The 17,902-nt window shown below is 62.2% G+C and carries 14 protein-coding genes; 2 read left to right on the top strand and 12 right to left on the bottom strand.

Annotation, left to right across the window (positions count from 1 at the left end):
* Positions 1-91 precede the first annotated feature (91 nt).
* From J1G37_RS20895 to J1G37_RS20870, 6 genes are all read right to left on the bottom strand, one after another.
* Complete coding sequence (locus tag J1G37_RS20895) at positions 92-1,186, bottom strand: PepSY-associated TM helix domain-containing protein (RefSeq protein ID WP_207045171.1); 1,095 nt, start codon at positions 1,184-1,186, stop codon at positions 92-94.
* Positions 1,187-1,249: 63 nt separating this feature from the next.
* On the bottom strand, positions 1,250-3,688 hold the full coding sequence (locus J1G37_RS20890) for a TonB-dependent siderophore receptor (protein ID WP_207045169.1): 2,439 nt from the start codon (positions 3,686-3,688) through the stop codon (positions 1,250-1,252).
* 205 nt (positions 3,689-3,893) lie between these two features.
* Positions 3,894-4,862: a FecR family protein gene (locus tag J1G37_RS20885; protein WP_207045167.1), complete on the bottom strand. Its 969-nt coding sequence runs from the start codon at positions 4,860-4,862 to the stop codon at positions 3,894-3,896.
* Positions 4,859-5,377, bottom strand: coding sequence for an RNA polymerase sigma factor (locus J1G37_RS20880; protein WP_177059263.1), 519 nt, complete (start codon positions 5,375-5,377; stop codon positions 4,859-4,861). Before J1G37_RS20880 ends, J1G37_RS20885 begins: the two co-directional genes overlap by 4 nt.
* Before the next feature lie 100 nt (positions 5,378-5,477).
* Positions 5,478-6,185 (bottom strand): 3'-5' exonuclease, encoded by a 708-nt coding sequence (locus J1G37_RS20875; RefSeq protein WP_207045165.1) that lies wholly within the window; start codon positions 6,183-6,185, stop codon positions 5,478-5,480.
* On the bottom strand, positions 6,182-8,104 hold the full coding sequence (locus tag J1G37_RS20870) for a putative nucleotidyltransferase substrate binding domain-containing protein (RefSeq protein ID WP_207045162.1): 1,923 nt from the start codon (positions 8,102-8,104) through the stop codon (positions 6,182-6,184). Before J1G37_RS20870 ends, J1G37_RS20875 begins: the two co-directional genes overlap by 4 nt.
* 246 nt (positions 8,105-8,350) lie before the next feature.
* Between J1G37_RS20870 and J1G37_RS20865 the strand changes: the two genes are divergently transcribed.
* Positions 8,351-8,797, top strand: coding sequence for a response regulator (locus J1G37_RS20865; RefSeq protein WP_017738467.1), 447 nt, complete (start codon positions 8,351-8,353; stop codon positions 8,795-8,797).
* A 177-nt stretch (positions 8,798-8,974) separates the two neighbouring features.
* On the opposite strand, the gene J1G37_RS20860 is transcribed toward J1G37_RS20865, so the two are convergent.
* Positions 8,975-11,152: a malate synthase G gene (locus J1G37_RS20860; protein ID WP_207045149.1), complete on the bottom strand. Its 2,178-nt coding sequence runs from the start codon at positions 11,150-11,152 to the stop codon at positions 8,975-8,977.
* Between the two features lie 266 nt (positions 11,153-11,418).
* On the opposite strand from J1G37_RS20860, the gene J1G37_RS20855 reads away from it, so the two are divergent.
* Entirely contained in the window at positions 11,419-11,931 is a 513-nt protein-coding gene (locus J1G37_RS20855) for an ACT domain-containing protein (RefSeq protein ID WP_124527166.1), read from the top strand.
* A gap of 223 nt (positions 11,932-12,154) precedes the next feature.
* Here the strand turns inward: J1G37_RS20855 and rarD are convergent, their stop codons facing one another.
* The 5 genes from rarD to J1G37_RS20830 all read right to left on the bottom strand — a co-directional run bounded on the left by rarD (position 12,155) and on the right by J1G37_RS20830 (position 17,901).
* The gene (gene rarD / locus J1G37_RS20850) at positions 12,155-13,039 is read right to left on the bottom strand and encodes an EamA family transporter RarD (protein ID WP_207045147.1); all 885 of its coding nucleotides are present in this window, start codon (positions 13,037-13,039) and stop codon (positions 12,155-12,157) included.
* Between the two features lie 177 nt (positions 13,040-13,216).
* On the bottom strand, positions 13,217-14,191 hold the full coding sequence (locus J1G37_RS20845) for a serine/threonine protein kinase (RefSeq protein WP_207045144.1): 975 nt from the start codon (positions 14,189-14,191) through the stop codon (positions 13,217-13,219).
* 171 nt (positions 14,192-14,362) lie between these two features.
* Entirely contained in the window at positions 14,363-16,261 is a 1,899-nt protein-coding gene (locus tag J1G37_RS20840) for a PhoX family phosphatase (RefSeq protein WP_207045130.1), read from the bottom strand.
* A 79-nt stretch (positions 16,262-16,340) separates the two neighbouring features.
* On the bottom strand, positions 16,341-17,105 hold the full coding sequence (locus tag J1G37_RS20835; RefSeq protein WP_207045128.1) for a TOBE domain-containing protein: 765 nt from the start codon (positions 17,103-17,105) through the stop codon (positions 16,341-16,343).
* A gap of 58 nt (positions 17,106-17,163) precedes the next feature.
* Positions 17,164-17,901 (bottom strand): ComF family protein, encoded by a 738-nt coding sequence (locus J1G37_RS20830; protein ID WP_207045126.1) that lies wholly within the window; start codon positions 17,899-17,901, stop codon positions 17,164-17,166.
* Position 17,902 lies beyond the last annotated feature (1 nt).

Genomic DNA, 17,902 nt, shown 5'->3' with positions numbered 1-17,902 from the left:
CCCAGCAACGCCGCAAACAACCCCGCCGCACTGAGCAAACCAATCCCCAGCGGAATCGCAAACACCTTCCAGAAACTCGACTGTCTTGGCTTCATGTCTTACGCCTGACGATCCACAGATAAACCCCACTGCCCAACACGATGATGGTCAGCACATCCAGCACCGCCCACAAGATCTTCATCGGCATGCCGCCATAGTCGCCAAAGTGCAGGGGCTGGGACATGCCCATGGCGTCCATGTACCACGGCCGTTCGGCGATGGCCGTGACGGCCAGGGTGCTGGCGTCGATCAGCACCGGCGTGAGCAGGTGCGAGGTCAGGTGGGTGCTGCCTTTCATGAACACCGCATAGTGATGCTCACTGGAAAACCGCGTGCCGGGGAAGGCGATAAAGTCCGGCTGCATGCCGGGCGCGGCCTTGGCGGCGATGGTCAGCAACTCGCTGGCCGGTGCGCGTTGGCTCAGCGGTGGCGCGTGTTTGTACGGCTCGATCATGGCGCTGAGGCTGTCCTGGCGCCAGGCGGCGATGATCAGGTCGGCGCAGGCGCTGATCACACCCGTGACGCCCACCACCAGCGCCCAGGTCAGGGTGACCACGCCGAGCAGGTTGTGCAGGTCGAGCCAGCGCAAGCGCGTGGATTTGTCCTGGCGCACGGTGGCGAACTTCAGGCGACGCATGAACGGCAGGTACAACACCGTGCCCGAAATGATCGCCAGCACAAACAGAATGCCCATGAACGCCAGCAGCAACTTGCCCGGCAACCCGGCAAACATATCCACATGCAGGCGCAGCAGGAACAGGGTAAAGCCGCCATTCGCTGACGGCATCTCCACCGCATCCCCGGTACGCGCATCCAGCATGAAGGTGTGGGACGAGTTCGGCTCGGTGCCGGCGGTGGCGGCCATGATTGCAATCACGCCGTTCGCGTCGTCTTCGTCCCAGGCCAGGTACTGCATGGCTTCGCCGGGGCGATGGGCCTGGGCCTTCGCCACCAGTTGCTCCAGGTTGAGCTGCGGCGTGTCGGCGGGCATTTGCGCCAACTGTGGCTCGTTGCCCAGCAGGTGATCGATCTCGTGGTGAAACACCAGCGGCAGACCGGTGAGGGCGAGCAGCAGCAGGAACACTGTGCAGATCAGGCTGGTCCAGGTGTGGATGAAGGACCAGCGGCGGATGGTTTTGCTTTTCATCACGGCTCCAAGGCAAAAAGGGCCGCAGTTCAGGCGGCCCTTCGTCAGCGGTTTTTCACCGTCTTAGAATTTGTAATTCACGCTGGCGACTACGTTGCGTTGGTCGCCGTAGTAGCAGTAGAAACCATCGCAGGTGGACAAGTAGTCCTTGTTGAAGATGTTCTTGGCGTCGACCGCGACGGTCACACCTTTGAGGGTGTTGTTCACACGGCCAAGGTCGTAGTGCACCGACGCGTCGTACACGGTGTACGAGCCGACATGGCCCAAATCGGTGTTGGTGGCGTTGCCGTAGGTGTCGCCGACGTACCGCACGCCCGCACCCACACCAAAACCGTCCAGCACGCCGCTGCGCCAGGTGTAGTCGGCCCAGCCAGTGGCTTGGTTGCGTGGCAGTTGATTCATGCGGTTGCCTTTTTCGGCGGCAGCACCTTCGATGATTTCACTGTCGTTATAGGTGTACGAACCCACCAGCTTGAGGCTTTCGGTGACGTCGGCGCTGGCTTCCAGTTCAAGGCCGCGAACGCGCACCTCACCGATTTGGCGGGTGATGCTGCCTTCGGTCACGGTGGAGTTCTGCTGGGTCAGGTCAAACACCGCAGCAGCAAACAGTGCCTTGGTGCCCGGTGGTTGGTATTTGACACCGGCTTCGTATTGCTTGCCTTCGGTTGGCTTGAACGTTCCGGTGCTCGCCACTTGGGTACCGGTACCCGCCTGGAACGATTCTGCGTAGGACAGATACGGGGTGATGCCGTTGTCGAACACGTAGCTCAGCGCCGCGTTGCCGCTGAAATGCTTGTCGCGCTGGGTGTTGGTGGCGTCATTCAGGTTGTGGAACGTAGTGCCGGTATGCACCCAGTCCTCACGCCCACCGAGGGTCAGGCGCCAGTTGTCGAGAGCCATCTGGTCCTGGACGTAAAGGCCAGTCTGTTGGGTCTTTTGGGTGTAGTCGTACATTTTGAAGTACTGGACGTTGGAGAAGTCCTGCCCATACACCGGGCGGTTGAAGTTGATGGTCGGTACACCGGCCGAACCCCACAACCAGCGCGCATCGCTGTCGGACCGCTGATGATCGAGGCCCAACAGCAATGTGTGGCTCACTGGGCCGGTCTGGAAGTCGGCCTGGAAGTTGTTATCCACGGCGAACTGACCGATGTTTTCATCGACCTTGCCGGCAGAACGAGTGACGTTGCCAGCGTCGTCGACTGCGAGTTCCGGGCCGTTTGGATAGAACGCGCCCCCGGCCGTGATGCCTTGGAACGACAGATCATTCTTGGTGTAGCGCAGGTTCTGGCGGAACTGCCACGTGTCGTTCAGACGCGTTTCAAAGGCGTAGCCCAGCGCGTAGTAGGTGCGGTCATAGAATTCCCAGTCTGGATCGCCGAGGTTCTTGTGATGGGAGATCTTGCCGGCAGGGGAGCTGAGCTTGGTACCTTGCAGTGGCAAGAACTGCCCGGTGATCCCGGTATCGTCGCGGGTGAACTGGGTGAGCAACGTCAGCTTGGTGTCGTCGTTGATATTCCAGGTCAGGCTGGGGGCGACGTTGTAGCGTTTGTCCGGGATGTGATCCACGGCGGTATTGCTGTCGCGCACGACGCCGCTGATGCGGTAGAGGAACTGGCCCTCGTCATCGATCTTGCCGGTGCTGTCGAAGTTGATCTGCTTGTGGTTGTTGCTGCCGGCCTGCACTTCGATTTCATTCGAACTTTCGGCTTGCGGGCGACGGCTGACCATATCCAGCAAGCCGCCCGGTGGGGTTTGCCCGTAGACCGATGACGCCGGGCCGCGCAGGACGGCAATGCGCTCCAGGTCCCAGGTGTCGATTTTTGGCGTGGCGTAGTTGCCTTTCGGCAATGGCAGGCCGTCGAGGAATTGAGTCGGTACGAAACCGCGCACCAGCAACCAGTCACTGCGCGAGTCGGAACCGTAGCCGCTGCTCTGTACGCCAGCGGTGTAGCGCAGGGCGTCGTTGAGGTTGAGTACGGAGCGGTCTTCCATTTGTTTGCGGGTGATGACCGAGACAGAGCGCGGCAGTTCGGCAATCGGTGTATCGGTCTTGGTGCCGGCAGCGGTGCGTGTTGCGACATAGCCGTCCGCTGGCCCCCATGCGTTTTCATAGCTGCCTTGACCGGTGATATTGGTCTCCGGCAACGCCACCACACCCTCCGGAATCGCCACCAGCGTGTACGTCCCGGCGCTGCTTTGCTCCAGCTGCAAACCGGTGCCACGCAGGGCCTCGCGCAGTGCGCCTTGTGCATCGAACTGACCTTGGACCGGGGCAGAGGTCTTGCCGGCGGCGAGCGCCGGGTTGAGGGTCAGCGCCAGGCCCGCCTGGCTGGCGATCTGGTTCAAGGTACTCGCCAGGGGAGCCGCCGGCAGGTTGTAGGCGCGCACGCTGGAGGCCTGTTCGGCAGCGATTAGCAAGGGGCTGGCCAGCGGGGCGCTGAGGGCGATGGCCACGGCTAACAGGCTGGGGCGCAACAGGGTGTCTAGCGTGCGGGACATGGGGCGGCTCCTGAATGGAAATATTTCTCAATTGCCTAGGTGCCGAACGAGAATCGAAAAGTGATAGGGCTGGGTGGAAATATTTTTTTGGGGTGTTCTTGAGGGCCTCATCGCAGGCAAGCCAGCTCCCACCTTTGACTGTGTTCACCAATCAAATGTGGGAGCTGGCTTGCCTGCGATAGCAATCGCCCAGGCACCACAGAACCTAAGGCTTGCCGCCGACAGTCACCCACCACGGCGTGTGCTGTTCGATCTGCACCGGCAACGTCGGCAGCAGCGCATTCAGCGCCAGGGTGGTGTCATGCAACGGGAAGCTGCCGGTAATGCGCAGGTCCGCCACATGCTTATCCACACCCAGGTGCCCGGTGCGGTAGCGCGCCAGTTCCGCGACCACATCGCCCAGGCGCGCGTTGTCCACCACCAGCATGCCGCGCGTCCACGCATCGGTGGCGGGGGTGACGGCCAGCGTAGGGCCCAGGCCGTCGCTGCGCATCAGCACCTGCTGGCCTTCCTTGAAGATCTGTTCCTGCGGCAACGCTTCGGGCTGGGCGCCGACGGCCGATTGCAGCACGCTCAAGCGCGTGGCGTCGTCTTCGCGCCTGACGATAAACCGCGTGCCCAGTGCGCGCAGGCTGCCGTCGCGGGTCTGCACATAGAACGGCCGCGCATCGTTGTGGCCGGTCTCGACGAGGATTTCGCCTTCCTGCAACACGATCAGCCGGCGCTTTTCATCGAAGCGCACATCGATGGCGCTGTGGGTGTTGAGGTTTATCAGCGTGCCATCCGCCAGTTTCAGCGTGCGCTGCTCGCCGGTGGCGGTGCGCTGGTCGGCCAGCCAATAGTGGATCGGCACATAGCGTTCCCCGGCAAACAACGCCAGGCCGATGACCACGGCGATGCTCGCCAAGCCACTGCCGAGCTTGCGCACCCGCTGGCGAATGCCCTCGCGTGACTGCAACAACGCCACCCGCGCCGGGCCCGAGGCTGCGCTGAAACGCTGGTCGAGCATGCCCAGCTGGCGCCAGGCGCGGGCGTGTTCTTCGTCGCTGGCTAGCCATTTGTCGAACTCTTCGCGCTCCACCGGGCTGCCATCCCCCGAATCCAGGGACAGTTGCCAGGCAATCGCCGCATCCAGCACACGGGCCGAGACCGGTTTGGCGCTGATCACGCTCACAGCGGCTCGCCATACAAGGCGATGTAGCACTGGCGAATGCCCTGGGCCAGGTACTGGCGCACACGCGGCACCGACACGCCGAGGCGCTGGGCGATTTCGGCGTGGCCCAGGCCGTCGAGACGGTTATAGAGGAAGGCGGCGCGGGCCTTGCTCGACAGCTTGCCGAGCAGGCGGTCGATGGCCTTGAGGTCTTCGAGGATCAGTTGCTGCTCTTCCGGCGACGGGTGTTCGCTTTCCGGGATCAGCATCAATTCGGTGAGGTAGGCCTGTTCCAGCGCGGCGCGACGGAAGTAATCGAACAGCAGCCCCTTGGCGATGGCCACCAGGAACGCCCGTGGCTCACGGGGTTCGCGCAGCTCGTCACGGCCCAGCAGGCGCATGAAGGTGTCCTGGCTCAGGTCTTCGGCGCGGCTCGGACACGCCACGTTGCGTCGCAACCAAGCCAACAGCCAGCCACGATGGTCGCGGTACAACGCGCCAACAAGCTCACTGTGTGGGTTCTGGATCGACGACAAGGCATCACCTGGCAAACAAAACGTTTAAACTAACGAGAATTATTCGCGATTGTGTCAGAGGCGTCGGGTGGGCGCAATTGGCGTCTGTCGGCTGATGCTATTAAAACGAGGGCGCCTGTTTACGCCGTTTCCATTGGCTCAAACGCTCGTGCAGTGCTTGCGGCGTATCAATGTGCTGCTGCCGCGCGCGGCTGAACAGGATCAACATCAGCTCGGCCGTGGCCAAGGCGTCGGCGCTGGCGTGATGGCGTTCGCCCACGTGCAGGTTGAAGTGGTTGATCCAGTCGTCCAGCCCGGCTTCGCGGATATGCGCCTCGGGGCACAGCAGCGGGGCGATATCGGCCACATCCAGGAACGGATGGGCCAGGCGATAGCCCAGGCTGTCCTTGAGCGCCCGGCACAGCATGTGTTGATCGAACGGCGCATGGAACGCGAGCAACGGGCTGTCGCCGACAAACGCCATGAAATCCAGCAACGCTTCCACCGGATCACTGCCGGCGGCAATCGCGCTGGGGCCGAGGCCGTGGATCAACACGCTGGGGCCGGGCTTGGCTTCGGCCCGTTGCAAGGTGCGCTCGAACATCTGCGAGAAATCCACCGCGCCGTCTTCGATTACCACCGCGCCGATGGACAGCACCTGGTCGCGGTTGAGGTTCAGGCCGCTGGTTTCCAGGTCCAGGACCACCCAGCGCTGGCTGCGCAAGGTGCCCGCTCCCAGCGCGGCGGGCGTGGGCAACTGCGCCAGACACTGTTGTTGTGTGGGGTCAAGCCCTGGTTTTTTCGCACGCAACCAACTGAACAGACTCACAGCTGATACCGCAATGTCAGGCTGCTTTGCAGGCGCTGGGCCTGGCGCAGGGATTCGCGCAGGATGCGCCGGTCGAGGTGGTTGAGGCTGTCGGGATCGACGCGGTTGGAGTAGGGCTGGTTTTCCCGGGTCTGCAACTGGTGCTGCTGCATGCGGGTTTGCTGGATAAAGTGATACGCCTCCTCATAGGCGGCGCCGTCCAGCGGCTCGATGACTTCCTTGACCACCAGTTGGCGCAGACGCTCCAGGGTGTTGTTGGCGTGGATGCCATTGGCCAGCGCGAGCAGGCGCGCACCGTCGACGAAGGGCGTGAGACCCTGCACCTTGAGGTCCAGCGTGGCCTTTTCGCTGCCTTTGCGCGACAGCACAAACTCGCGGAAACGTCCTACGGGTGGGCGCTGGCGCAAGGCGTTCTCTGCGAGCATGCGCTGGAACAAGCGGTTATCGGCGACCTGATCGAGAATGCCCTGGCGCAGTTGCTCACAGCCGCGCTCATCGCCCCACACCACGCGCAGGTCGAAATAGATGCTGGAGCCCAGCAGATTCTCCGGCGTCGCCTCGCGGATAAATGCTGCAAAACGCCGCGCCCATTCGCCTCGCGACAGGCACAGCTCGGGGTTGCCGGCCATGATATTGCCCTTGCACAGGCTGAACCCGCACAGCGCCAGGCTCTGGTTGATCTGCTGCGCCAGCGGCAACAACTGGGCACGAATCTGCGCGGCTTCGGCGGCGTCCTTGGCGTCGAACAGGATGCCGTTGTCCTGGTCGGTGTACAGCGTCTGCTCGCGGCGGCCTTCGCTGCCGAAACACAGCCAACTGAACGGCACGCCGGGGTCGCCTTTTTCCGCGAGGGTCAGCTCGATCACCCGGCACACGGTGTGATCGTTGAGCAGGGTAATGATGTGGGTGATCTGGGTGGACGACGCGCCATGGGCCAGCATGCGTTCGACCAGTTGGCCGATTTCGCCGCGGATCGCCACCAGGTTTTCCACCCGGGGCGCGTTGCGGATGGTGCGGGCCAGGTGCACCAGGTCCACGCGTTGCAGGGAAAACAGATCGCGTTCGGACACCACTCCACACAGGCGCTGGTCTTTCACCAGGCAGACGTGGGCGATATGCCGCTCGGTCATGGCGATGGCCGCGTCGAAGGCGCTGTGGTCCGGGGTCAGGTAGAACGGCGCCTGGGTCATGTGGCCGGCGATGGCCTGGCTGAAATCGCTGACACCGTCCGCGACCACGTGGCGTAGGTCGCGCAGGGTGAAAATCCCCAGGGGTGCCTTGTGCTCGTCGACGATCACGATGCTGCCGACCTGCTGTTCATGCATCAGCGTCACGGCTTCGCGTAGCGGCGTAGTGGGGCTGCACGTCACCGGATGGCGCATGGCCAATTCGCCGAGGCGGGTGTTCAGGGAATATTGGGTGCCGAGGGTTTCCACGGCTTTTTGCTGGACTTGCTGGTTGACCTGGTCCAGCAGGCTGCTTACGCCGCGTAGGGCAAAGTCGCGAAACGGGCTGGAAAGGGCGAACAGCTTGATGAACGCCGGCTTGTTCAGTTGTAGGCAGAAGGTGTCTTCAGCGGCTTTATGCTCGGTGCGGGTGGCGCGCTCGCCTAACAGCGCGGCGAGGGGGAAGCATTCGCCGGTGGTGATTTCGAAGGTGGTCTCTGCCGAGTCTGGGCGTTCGCCGACCACACGGCCCTGTTTGACGATGTAGAAGTGCTCCACCGGCCCGCCCGACGGCTTGAGGATGCTCTCGCCGGGCCCAAAGAAGCGCAATTGGCATTGTTCCACCAGAAACGCCAAATGCGCGTTTTCCATCTGGTTGAACGGCGGGAAGCGTTGCAGGAACTGCAAGGTGCCGTGAATGTTCTGCAACACAGCAGTTTTCCCCGCCTGGGCGAAGGCATCAGCTTTACTCATAACAGTGACCGCAATTTTATTGTCGTTTTCGTCCTGCATGGTCGGCTCCTGCGGGTCGGGTGCCCATTGGACGTAAGTCTAGGTCCCGGGAGTCGGTGTAAATCTAGGGAAAAACCTTATATGAAGATTGTGCAAAACCCGTAGAACGCCCACTAGGCAAACTTTCCGACGAAGTGCACATTGTTCGCCCTTCCGCAGATGTCTGACGAGTGTGCTGGGAGATTGATGAGAACTGCTGAGAACCGTATGTCCGACCACGATATTTTGAGTGATGCCGAGCGCGAGGCGCTGAGCGCCGTGATGCTGGAGCCTGATTTACCGCCGCAACGGGTGTTGATCGTCGATGACGACAAGGACGCCCGTGAACTGCTGGCGGAAATCCTCGGGCTGGACGGTATTCGCTGCATGACCGCCGAGAGTGGCGAGGCGGCGTGGGCGTTGTTGCAGTCCAGCGGTTCCATTGGCCTGCTCATCACCGACCTGCGCATGGCGCCCAGCAACGGGTTGGAGCTGATCCGCAAGGTGCGCGAGTCCACGCGGGCGGCGTTGCCGATCATCATCATGTCGGGGGACGCGGAAGCGCTGGATGTGATCGATGCGATGCATCTGAGCGTGGTGGACTTTTTGCTCAAGCCGATTGATAGCGTGAAGTTGGCGAAGATGGTGAAGCGGGAGTTGGGGATGGCGGCCTGATTTTTGTGGTGACTGGGCGGGCGCTATCGCAGGCAAGCCAGCTCCCACAGTTGACCGCGTGTATCCTGTCGGAACTCGATCAAAATGTGGGAGCTGGCTTGCCTGCGATGAGGCCGCCACATTCACCACAACTCCCCAAAGAAAAAGCCCCGGTCTCTCGACCAGGGCTTTTTTCATTTACAGGCCATTCTTGGCCTTGAACTCCCGACGCCGACGATGCAACACCGGCTCGGTATAGCCATTCGGCTGCTTGGTCCCTTCAATCACCAACTCTACCGCTGCCTGGAACGCGATGTTGCTGTCGAAATCCGGTGCCAGTGGGCGGTACAACTTATCCCCAGCGTTCTGACGGTCCACCACCGGCGCCATGCGCTTGAGGCTTTCCAGCACCTGGGCTTCGTTGACGATGCCGTGGCGCAGCCAATTGGCGATGTGCTGGCTGGAGATGCGCAGGGTGGCGCGGTCTTCCATCAGGCCGACATCGTTGATGTCCGGCACTTTCGAGCAGCCGACGCCCTGGTCGATCCAGCGGACTACATAACCGAGGATGCCCTGGGCGTTGTTGTCCAGCTCATTACGGATTTCTTCGTCGGACCAATCGGTATTGGTCGCCAGAGGAATGGTCAGGATGTCGTCCACGGACGCGCGTTCACGTGTGGCCAGTTCGGCCTGGCGGGCGAAGACGTCGACCTTGTGGTAGTGCAGCGCGTGCAGCGCAGCGGCGGTCGGCGACGGTACCCAAGCGGTGTTGGCACCGGCCAGTGGGTGGGCGATTTTCTGTTCGAGCATCGCCGCCATCAGGTCGGGCATCGCCCACATGCCTTTACCGATCTGCGCACGGCCTTGCAGGCCGGTGCTCAGGCCGATATCGACGTTCCAGTTTTCGTAGGCGCCGATCCATTTTTCCGCCTTCATCGCCGCCTTGCGCACCATCGCGCCGGCTTCCATGGAGGTGTGGATCTCGTCGCCGGTGCGGTCGAGGAAGCCGGTGTTGATAAACACCACGCGTTCGCTGGCCGCCTTGATGCAGGCCTTGAGGTTGACCGTGGTGCGGCGCTCCTCGTCCATGATCCCGACTTTCAGGGTGTTGCGCGGCAGGTTCAGCACATCTTCAATGCGGCCGAACAGCTCGTTGGTAAACGCGGCTTCTTCCGGGCCGTGCATCTTCGGTTTGACGATGTACACGGAACCGGTGCGGCTGTTCTTGCGGCTGCTGTTGCCGCTGAGGCTGTGGCTCGCGGCCAGGCTGGTGACCAGGCCGTCGAGGATGCCTTCTGGCACTTCGTTGCCGTCTTTGTCGAGGATCGCGTCGATGGTCATCAGGTGACCGACGTTGCGCACGAACAGCAGGGAGCGGCCGTGCAGGGTCACGTCCTGGCCATTTACGCCGGTGTAGACGCGGTCGGCGTTCATGGTGCGGGTGAAGGTCTTGCCGCCCTTGGCCACTTCTTCGGCCAGGTCGCCCTTCATCAGGCCGAGCCAGTTGCGGTAGATCACCACTTTGTCATCGGCATCGACGGCGGCGACGGAGTCTTCGCAGTCCATGATGGTGGTGAGCGCGGCTTCCATCAGCACGTCTTTGACGCCGGCGGCGTCGGTCTGGCCGACCGGGGTGCTGGCGTCGATCTGGATTTCGAAGTGCAGGCCGTTGTGTTTCAACAGCACGGCGGTCGGTTGCGCGGCGTCGCCATGGAAGCCGATCAGTTGCGCATCGTCGCGCAGGCCGCTGTTGCTGCCGCCCTTGAGGCTGACGATCAGCTTGCCATCAACGATCTTGTAACCGGTGGACTCGACGTGGCTGCCGGCGCTGAGCGGTGCGGCTTCGTCGAGGAAGGCGCGGGCGAAGGCAATCACTTTGTCGCCACGCACTTTGTTGTAGCCCTGGCCCTTTTCGGCGCCGTCGGCTTCGCTGATGGCATCGGTGCCATACAGCGCGTCATACAGCGAGCCCCAACGCGCATTGGAGGCGTTGAGGGCGAAGCGCGCGTTCATCACCGGCACTACCAGCTGCGGGCCGGCCATGCGGGCAATCTCGTCGTCGACGTTTTGGGTCGTGGCCTGGAAATCCGCGACTTCTGGCAGCAGGTATCCGATATCTTGCAGGAAGGCCTTGTAGGCCACCGCGTCGTGGGCCTGGCCGGCGTGGGTCTGGTGCCAGGTGTCGATGCGCGCCTGGAAATCGTCGCGTTGGGCGAGTAGGGCTTTGTTCTTCGGCGCCAGGTCATGGATAACCTTGTCGGCACCGGCCCAGAACTGGTCGGCAGTAATGCCGGTGCCGGGAATGGCTTCGTTGTTCACGAAGTCGAACAGGACTTTGGCGACCTGCAGGCCACCGACTTGAACGTGTTCAGTCATTGCTTGCCTCACTCTGCACAGCTTAAGCGCTTTTTAGATTTTCATTATGTAGTGCCAGGTTGCGCATACTACATGATGACTTGCGGTTGTGAAAATTAGACTAAATACGTCGTTTAGCGACCCACTTTGGTCGTACGGTCACAGCGGAGAACGGGATGTTCTCAAAAAACTATTGGATTGTTCCAGATAAATATAAAAATGGTACACGATTTGTTTTCGGCGGCTGCCGAGTCCACCTTGTAGATTGAATTCCAGAGGGCTTTGCCATGGACCATCTTGTACTCACAATTATCGCCGCCGACAAACCCGGCCTGGTTGAACGCATCGCGCAGAACATCGCTGCCCACGGCGGCAACTGGCTGGAAAGCCGCATGGCCCACATGGCCGGGCAGTTTGCCGGGATCCTGCGGGTCAGTGTTCCTACCGAGAACCGTCAGGCCTTGGTGGGCGCGCTGGAGGACTTATCCACACATGGCATTCGCGTGCTGGTGGGCGAGGGCAGCAGTGGGCAGGCGTCGGCGTCCAAATCCATCATGATGACGCTGGTGGGCAATGACCGTTCGGGCATCGTGCGCGAGATCACCGCGCTGCTGAGCAAACAGGGGGTGAATCTGGAGAGCCTGAGTACCGACGTGCGCCCGGCGCCGATGAGCGGAGACCCGCTGTTTACCGCCGAGGCGCTGTTGCAGGTGCCCGCGGCGCTGTCCCTGGATACCTTGCAGCTATCCCTGGAAACCCTGGCCGATGACTTGATGGTGGAACTGCACCACGAGGAATAATCTGCCCACAAGGTTATGCATGGAAATCTTGCATGGGCCTGTGGATAACCTGTAGAGACCCGGCGCCAGGCCACGCCGGCCGGGGTTCTCGGCTGTTTGAGAAAAAAACGAGCAATTTCAAAAGCTTGTGCACAAATGGCGGGGATGAGGTTGTGGATAACCTTGGGGTGGATGTCTGCAAGCCACGCCCGCTGTGGCTTGCAGAGGTTTGTGCGTTATTTGATCAGCGTTTGCGCACGCTCAGCCAGGCATCCACGCTGTAGACCACCAGGCCCGCCCAGATAAATGCGAAAGCGATCAGGGTGCTCGGTGCCAGGTGCTCACCGAACAGCAGCACGGCTTCCAGCAGGACCAGGGTCGGCGCGACGTACTGCAAAAAGCCCAATGCGGTGTAGGGCAAATGCCGTGCGGCGGCGTTGAAGCACACCAGCGGGATCAGCGTCACCGGGCCTGCGGCCACCAGCCACCAAGCTTCGGACGTGCTCCAGAACTCAAGTTGTGCACTGTGGGCGGTCGGGTTGAACAACAACCACGCCACGGCAATCGGCACCAGCATCCAGGTTTCCACCACCAGCCCCGGCAGTGCCTTGACCGGCGCCTGTTTGCGGATCAAACCGTAGAAACCGAAGGTCAGCGCCAGCACCAGCGACACCCACGGCAAACTGCCCACCTGCCACACCTGCTGCGCCACACCCACCGCAGCCAGTGCGACCGCGGCCCACTGCAAGCGCCGCAGGCGTTCGCCGAGGATCAGCATGCCCAACAGCACATTCACCAATGGGTTGATGTAGTAACCCAGGCTCGCTTCCAGCATGCGCCCGCTATTTACCGACCACACATAAGTCAGCCAGTTACCCGCAATCAACGAACCGCTGAGGGCCAGGATCGCCAGGCGCTTGGGGTTGTCACGCAGTTCACGGAACCAGCCGGGGTGTTTCCACACCATCAGCAACAAACCGCCGAACAGCGCGGACCACAACACACGGTGCACGATGATTTCGGCGGCCGGGACGCTGGCGATGGCTTTGAAGTAGAGCGGGAACAGACCCCAGATGACATAGGCGCTCAGGCCCAGGATGTAACCCTTGCGGGGGTTGGCGGCGTGCATTGCAGAATCCTTGCTTAGGCAGCTATCAAAGCGCGATTGTAAGGATATTTGTCAGGTAAGGGGTGGTGCTTTTCTGTGGGAGCTGGCTTGCCTGCGATAGCGGTCGTTCAGACACATTCATGCTGAATGTGCCGCCGTCATCGCAGGCAAGCCAGCTCCCACAGGGGAGAGGGTGGGTCAGAAGAGTTTCAGCGGTTCTTCGTTGAGGGCTGACAGCTGCTCACGCAACGCCAGCACCTGGTCGCCCCAGTACCGCTCACTGCCAAACCACGGGAAGCTATGGGGGAACGCCGGGTCGTCCCAACGCCGCGCCAGCCAGGCGCTGTAGTGCATCAGGCGCAAGGCGCGCAGGGGTTCGATCAGGGCCAATTCACGCGGGTCGAAGTCGTGGAACTCCTGGTAGCCGTCCATCAATTCCGACAATTGCCCCAGGCATTCCTGACGGTCACCGGCGAGCATCATCCACAGGTCCTGCACCGCCGGGCCCATGCGGCAGTCATCCAGGTCGACGATGTGGAACATCTCGTCGCGGCACATCATGTTGCCGGGGTGGCAATCGCCGTGCATGCGGATGTTCTTGTGGGGCGTGGCCTTGTACACCTCTTCCACGCGCTTGAGCAGGTCGCGGGCCACGGACTCGTAGGCCGGCAGCAGGCTCTTGGGGATAAAGTTGCCTTCGAGCAGGGTGTTGAGGGAATCGTGACCGAAGTTCTTCACCCCCAGCGCTTCACGGTGTTCGAACGGGCGGGTGGAACCCACCGCATGCAAACGGCCCAGCAGTTGCCCGAGGCGATAGAGCTGGTCGAGATTGCCCGGCTCTGGCGCGCGGCCGCCACGGCGGGGGAACAGGGCGAAACGGAAACCCGCGTGTTCGAACAGGCTTTCGCCGTTGTGGATCAGCGGCGCGACCACCGGCACTTCGCATTCCGCCAGCTCAAAGGTGAAACGGTGTTCTTCGAGGATCGCTTCGTTGGTCCAGCGCTGCGGGCGATAGAACTTGGCGATCAGCGGTTCGGCTTCGTCGATGCCCACCTGATAGACGCGGTTTTCGTAGCTATTGAGCGCCAGGACGCGCGCATCGCTGAGGAAACCGATGCTTTCGACGGCGTCGAGGACCAGGTCGGGGGTGAGTGTTTCAAACGGGTGGGCCATGCGAACTCCTGCGCGCAGCAGGGCGCCGCGTCCGGCCGGGTATGGTAACAGCATAGATAGGCGGTGGCTGTGCGGACGCCTTCGCGGGCAAGCCCGCTCCCACAGTTGACCGAGTTCCAGCATAGGAATGCGGTCAACTGTGGGAGCTGGCGTGCCTGCGATGAGGCCCTATCAGGCGCCGACTATCCCACCATCATCCCGCCGAATCGCCATCACCGACGAGCGCGGCTTGCCATTCGGCAAATGCTCCGGCCACGTCGAGCCGCCGGTTTCCCCTGGATGCTGGATCCCTACAAACAGTGTCTTCTGATCCGGCGAGAAGCTGATGCCTGTCACCTCACACGCCACCGGTCCGACCATGAAGCGGCGGATTTCCCCAGTGGCCGGATCGGCACACAGCATCTGGTTATTGCCCATGCCGGCGAAATCGCCTGCGTTGCTGTAGTCGCCGTCTGTAAGAATCCACAAGCGCCCGGCCTTGTCGAAACCCAGGCCATCAGGGCTGTTGAACATGTTCTGCGGGTTGATATTTGACGAGCCACCTTTCGGCGTACCGGCATGCACGCCGGGGTTGCCGGCCACGACAAACAGGTCCCAGGTGAACGTGTGGGCGCCGTGGTTATCGGCGTCGGCCTTCCAGCGCAGGATCTGGCCGTAGACGTTTTTCTCCCGTGGGTTGGGCCCGCCCACCGGCTGGCCGTCTTCGCCGCGCTTGGCGTTGTTGGTCAGGGTGCAATAGACCTGGCCGTCGTTGGGGCTGACCACGATCCATTCCGGGCGGTCCATGCGCGTGGCTTTCACCACGCTGGCGGCGAGGCGCGCGTGGATCAGCACCTCGGCCTGGCTGGCGAAACCGCTGCTGGCGTCGATGCCGTTCTTGCCATGGGTCAGCTCGACCCATTGGCCGGTGCCCTTGGGGTGGTCGACGTTGCCGTCGCCGGCGTCGAAGATCGCCACATACAAGGTGCCGTGGTCCAGCAGGTCTTTGTTGGCCTTGGGGTTTTTGTGGTTGATCTTGTCGCGGCTGACGAACTTGTAGATGAACTCACCGCGTTCGTCGTCGCCCATGTACACCACGGCGCGGCCGTCGGGGGTTTCGGCCAGCGCCGCGTTTTCGTGCTTGAAGCGGCCGAGGGCGGTGCGCTTGACCGGGGTGGACTTTGGATCGAACGGATCGATTTCCACTACCCAGCCGTGGCGATTGAGTTCGTTGGGATTCTTGGCGATGTCGAAGCGCGAGTCGTGTTGATGCCAGTTGATCTCTTTGCTGGCGGCCACCGCGCCGTAGCGCTTTTGCCCGGCGTCGAAGGTTTGTTGTGGGTTGCTGCTGCCGAAGCAGTCGGTGAAGTTCTCTTCACAGGTCAGATAAGTGCCCCATGGCGTCTTGCCGTTGGCGCAGTTCTGGAAGGTGCCGAGGGCTTTGGTGCCGGTTTTGTCGGCGGCTGTTTTCAGCCAGGCGTGGCCAGCCGCGGGGCCGCCCAGGCGGATCGGCGAGTTGCCGTGGATGCGCCGGTTGTAGCGCGAGTCCTGGACGAACTGCCAGGTGTCGCCCTTGCGCCGCACTTCAATCACCGACACCCCTTCGCTGGCCAGGGCCTTGCGCACTTCTTCGGCCGATTGCGGCGCGCCGCCGTGGGGGAAGAGGTAGCGGTAGTTGGTGTATTCGTTGTTGATCGCCATGAGCGCGCGGTTATCGTCGCCGGGGAAGGCGAACAGGCTCATGCCGTCGTTGTGGTCACCGAATTGCTGTTCCTGGGCCGCGGCCGTGCCGTTGCCGGACGGGTCGAAGGCCGGCGCGTTCTTGCTCAACGGTTGGCCCCAGCTGATCAGCACCGAAGCGCTGTAGCCGGGCGGCAAGGTAATGGCGTCGCTGGTGGCGGCGGCGATGCTGGTGAAACCCAGCAACGGGCTGGCGGAGGCGGCGTTGACCGCCAGCGCACTGCGGCTCAGCAGGTTGCCGCCGAGGAACATCGCCGCGCCGCACAGGGCGCCGGCGCCGATAAAACGGCGGCGGGTGAGGCCGACCATCTGTTCAAGGTCGGTGGCTTGGTTTTCTTCTAATAGGCTCATCTCAGGCTCCCTGCGGTTTTTGCAGACACCTTAAGGAGCGCGCGTGACGAAATTGTTGCAGTTTGACGGCGAGCGTTGCCTACACCGGGGTGCCGAGCAGCACATTGCTTGGGGCGAATTGCACCTGGATCGCCTTGCCCTCGGCGGCGCCCAGGGCCTTGAGTGCGTTGGGCTGGGCCAAGGCGCATAAAACCTGGCCATTGGGCAGGGCGATGCGTACTTCGCTGGGGCCGTCGTCGGCGGCGAGAATCGCGTCGAGGGTGCCATCCAGGCAATTGTGTCCAGGTGTTTCAGTAGCGCCTGGGGCCAGCAATTCCAACCAGCCGGCTTTGATCAGCGCGACCACTTCCACACCGATCTCCAGCTCCAGGCGCTGGGTGCTGTCGTGGGTGATCTGCGCTTGCAATGTCAGGCCACCGGCCAGTTGCAGGCGGATCAGGTCGTTGCGGCCATGGCGTTCAATCGCCACGACTTGGCCGTGCAACTGGTTGCGCGCGCTGGTGCGCAGCATCAGGCGGCCGAGCAGATTGAAGTCGCTGGCGGCCTCATCCGAACCCAGCAGTTCGGCTTGCAACACTTGCAGGCGCTGGTAGAGACGCAACACCCGCTCACCTTCGGCCGTCAACTTGGCGCCGCCGCCGCCCTTGCCGCCGACGCTGCGCTCCACCAGGGGCTTTTGTGCGAGGTTGTTGAGTTCGTCGATGGCGTCCCAGGCGGCCTTGTAGCTCAAGCCGGCGCTTTTTGCCGCGCGGGTGATCGAGCCCTGTTCGGCGATATGCCCCAGCAAGGCAATGCGCTGGGGGCGACGGATGATGTGTTGGCTGAGGGAGGCTGGCAGAGACATGGCGACACGCTTGGATGAGATAAACCGAACGTTGCGGGCAAGGCGCGGCGGCGTCAAGTCAGGTGCCCGGTTTGGGCGTGCGGGCCAGGCAATACACATCGACGCGGCGTGCGCCGGCGTGGATCAACAGGCGGGCGAGGCTGTGGGCGGTGGCACCGGTGGTGAGTACATCGTCCACCAGGGCGAAGTGGCGGCCCGCCACGTCGGCGTTGGCGGCCAGGGCGAAGGCCGTTAGCAGGTTGCGCTGGCGGCTTTTGGCGTCGAGGGCCTGCTGGGCGACGGTGTCTTGTGGACGTAACAGCAGGTGTTCATCAACGGCGATGTCGAGGTCTTGGCTGAGCCATCGCGCCAGCATTTGCGCCTGGTTGAAGCCGCGTTCACGCAGGCGCTTGCGCGCCATGGGCACGGGCAGCAGGCAGTCGGGGCGGGGCAGTTCGGTGTTGTCCAAGCGGTGTTGCAGGTGCTGGCCCAACAGCCGCGCGAGCATTTGCCCGAAGGGCCAGCGGGACTGGTGCTTGAAGCGGCTAATCAGGCTGTCGATGGGGAAGCTGTAGGTCCAGGGGGCAATCACCTGTTTAAAGGCGGGCGGTTTTTTCAGGCATTGGCCGCATATCAGACCGTCCATCGGCAAGGGCAGGGCGCAGATTTCGCACGGCGTCATCAGCCAGGGCAGCTCGGTTTCGCAGACGTTGCACACACAATGGCTGGATTGTGTCGCTTCATCGCAGATTAAACAGGTGTGTTCGTTTTTTAACCAGATGTAAACCTGGTGTTTGTGGTCAGGTTGACAGTGCATG

It is taken from the genome of Pseudomonas sp. Marseille-Q1929 (genome assembly GCF_017316265.1).
Classification (GTDB): Bacteria; Pseudomonadota; Gammaproteobacteria; order Pseudomonadales; family Pseudomonadaceae; genus Aquipseudomonas.
The sequence above is the reverse complement of the archived record's forward strand: the minus strand, read 5'-3'. Positions and strand labels throughout refer to the sequence as shown.